Genomic DNA, 3,089 nt, shown 5'->3' with positions numbered 1-3,089 from the left:
ACCGCCGCCGTGCAGCAGGGCGTCGTGGTCGTGGCCGCGGCCGGCAACGCCGGCCCCTACTCCCAGAGCGTGAGCTCCCCGGCCGCGGCCGAGGGCGTCATCGCCGTCGGCGCGAGCGTGACCGGCGTCGCCGACCCCACGCTCACGCTGGCCGGCGCCCGGCGGGGTGACGCGCCCCGTCCGCTGGACGTCACGCGCTTCCCGATGTCGGCCAACCCGCCCGCGGGCGGCATCACGGCCCGCCTGGTCGACGTCGGCGACGGCTTCGAGGAGGAGGACTACGAGCAGGCCGGCGACGTGCGCGGCGCGATCGTCGTCATGCAGAGCATGACGACCACCTCGCTGGGCCAGGTCCTGGGCCCGCACCTGCTGCAGGCCCAGCTCGCCGAGGAGCACGGTGCCGTGGGCGCCCTGCTGTACACGCCGAGCCCGACCGACCCGGCCGGGGACGACGGCGGCGCGGGCCCGCAGGGCTCCGCGAACATCCTGGCGGGCGGCGGGTTCGACCTGCGGCGCGAGTCGCTGGTGATGATGAACATCGCCTCGGCCCAGTACCAGACCTTCAAGGCGGAGGTCGCGGCGGGCACCGCGCGCGCCACCATCGGCTCCGTGGACCGGACCGGCACGATGGCGAGCTTCAGCTCGCGCGGCCCGAGCGACGCGATGACGCTCAAGCCCGAGATCGTGGCCCCCGGCTACGAGATCATGTCCGACATCCCGGCCGAGTTCGGCGTGGACGGGAACCAGTACCGGATGTCCGGCACCTCGATGGCCGCACCGCACGTCGCCGGCGCCGCCGCCCTCCTGGCCCAGGCCCGCCCCGAGCAGACCGCGCAGCAGCTGCGCGCGACCCTCATCGGCAGCGCGCAGGCCATGGACCCCGTCACGGAGCCCGCCGACGCCGACGCGTCGCCGTCCGCCGTGGGCGCCGGCACGCTCGACGTCGCCGCCGCCGTCGACCAGCAGGTCACCGCCTCCCCCGACGCAATCTCCCTCGGGCTGGCCGACATGGGCGGCCGCCCGGAGCGCACCAGCACCGTCGTGCTGCGCAACTCCGGCACCAAGGCCGTGACCGTCAGGCTCGCCACGGAGGCCGCCCCGGGCAGCACGGGCGAGGCGAAGCTCTCCGCGCGCCAGGTGCGCATCCCGGCCGGGCGCAGCGCGTCGGTCGACCTCACGGTGACCCCGGACACCACCAGCCCCGCCGCGGGGGCCGTCGACGGCGAGACCTCCGGCGTCGTGGTGGGCACCGTCTCGGACGGCAGCACCGTGCGCGTCCCGTACGCGGCGTACGTGCGGCCCCTGCAGGTCCAGTCCTCGCCGTCGCTGGCCACCGGGTCCACCGACGTCTTCGTCCGCACGCCGATGGCACCCGAGACGGCGCCGACCGTGCGGGCCACGGCCCCGTCCGGCGAGCAGTACACCGCGGCGCTGACCGCCGTCGGCAACAGCCAGGGCTGGTACCGCGGCACCGTGCCGCTGGACGAGCCCGGCACGTACACGCTCGACGCCCGGGCGACCGTCAGCGGACGCACCCTGACCGGTACGGGCGGCGTGCAGTCCGAGGGCGCCGACCAGCCCGGCGCGTGGGAGCAGGTCGGCCTGTCGGGCGCGGCCCGTGAGCTCGCCACCTCCCCCACCGCCCCGGGCACCGGCCTGGCGATGGCCGGCACCGGCGTGCACCCGTTCGTCACCACCGACCACGGAGCCACGTGGCAGCGGGTGCGCAGCATGCCCGTGGCCGACGGCTGGGGCATCCCCGTGGCCGACACGGCCACGCCCGGCGGTTTCTACGTCGCCCTGAACGGTGCCGCCGGCAACGTGACCCTCGACCCGAGCTACAACGGCCGCATCGTGCACACGGCCGACGCGGGCCGGACCTGGACCGTGCTGCCGTTCCCGGACGTCGCGATCAGCGAGCTCGTCGCCCACGGCGACGCGCTCGCCGCGGTCACCGGCGACGGTCTCTACCTGAGCAAGGACGGCGGCCAGCGCTGGCGGCGCGTCGCCCCGCAGTGGGACGACCTCGTCTCGGGCGCCGCGTTCGCGGGCGACGACCTGCTCGTCACCACCTACGACGGCGTCTACCGCATCGCGGACGTCCTCGACGGCGGCAGCGAGGTCACGCAGCCGTACGTGACCACCGAGTACCGCGACCGCCCGCAGGGCGTCGTGGCCGACGGTTCCACGGCCGTGCTGATCCGCGGGGACGGCGTCGCACTGACCTCGACGGACTCCGGCGCGACCTGGACGGAGGGCGCCGACACCGAGCAGTCCTACGTCACCGTCACCACGCTGACCGACGGCACCGTGTACGCATCGGGCCTGTCGTCCTACAGCACGAGCACCGACCTCGGCACGACGTGGCAGACCCACCCGCTGCCCGTGAACGGCCCGCTCGCCACCGACGTGGACCACTGGCCCGGCACCCCCGCCACCCAGATCGTCATGTCGATGGAGAACGCCGGCATCTACACGACGGACGACGGCCAGGAGTGGACCAAGACCGGGGTCTCCGGCAGCGACGTCTCCGGCGTCCACGCGGGCGTCGACGGCGACGGCGAGCCCGTGCTGCGCGCCGTCGACTTCGAGGGCCTGCACCAGCGGTCCGTCGCCGACCTCGCCCCGGACGAGCAGAACTGGGGCTCGATCGGCCACGAGGGTGTCATCGGCCGCCAGGTCTCCGAGGTGACGCAGTCGCCGCTCGGCGACCGCACCGTCTGGGCGATCGGCGCCAACGCGTTCGGCGGGGGCCGCATCCTGACGGCGCCCGCGGGCGGGTCCGACGCCGACCTGACGCAGGTGGGCCCCACCGGCGGCTTCAGCGCGACGGCGCTGGCCCTGTCCCCGCACGACGAGGGCACCGTGGCCGTGGGCTACACCTCGCTCGTGGACACCGGCCTCATGGTCTCGACCGACGGGTTCGAGACGTGGACCAGCTACGCGCACGAGGTGCTGGTGCAGCAGGTCGTGGTCGACCCGGTGGACGAGAACCGGCTGTGGCTGGCGACGGCGTCCGGCCTGTACCGGTCGGACGACCTGGGCAGGACGATCACGCGCCTGACGCAGGACGAGGCGCGCTCGGTGTG

General features: G+C 74.9%; 1 protein-coding gene. It reads left to right on the top strand.

The window, feature by feature from the left end; genetic code table 11:
• Positions 1-3,089: S8 family serine peptidase (locus ACIG47_RS26400; protein ID WP_397434029.1), on the top strand; the 3,089-nt coding region annotated here is incomplete at both ends.

The sequence above is a fragment of the Promicromonospora sp. NPDC052451 genome (assembly GCF_044547525.1).
In the GTDB taxonomy this organism is placed as follows: domain Bacteria; phylum Actinomycetota; class Actinomycetes; order Actinomycetales; family Cellulomonadaceae; genus Promicromonospora.
The sequence above is the reverse complement of the archived record's forward strand: the minus strand, read 5'-3'. Positions and strand labels throughout refer to the sequence as shown.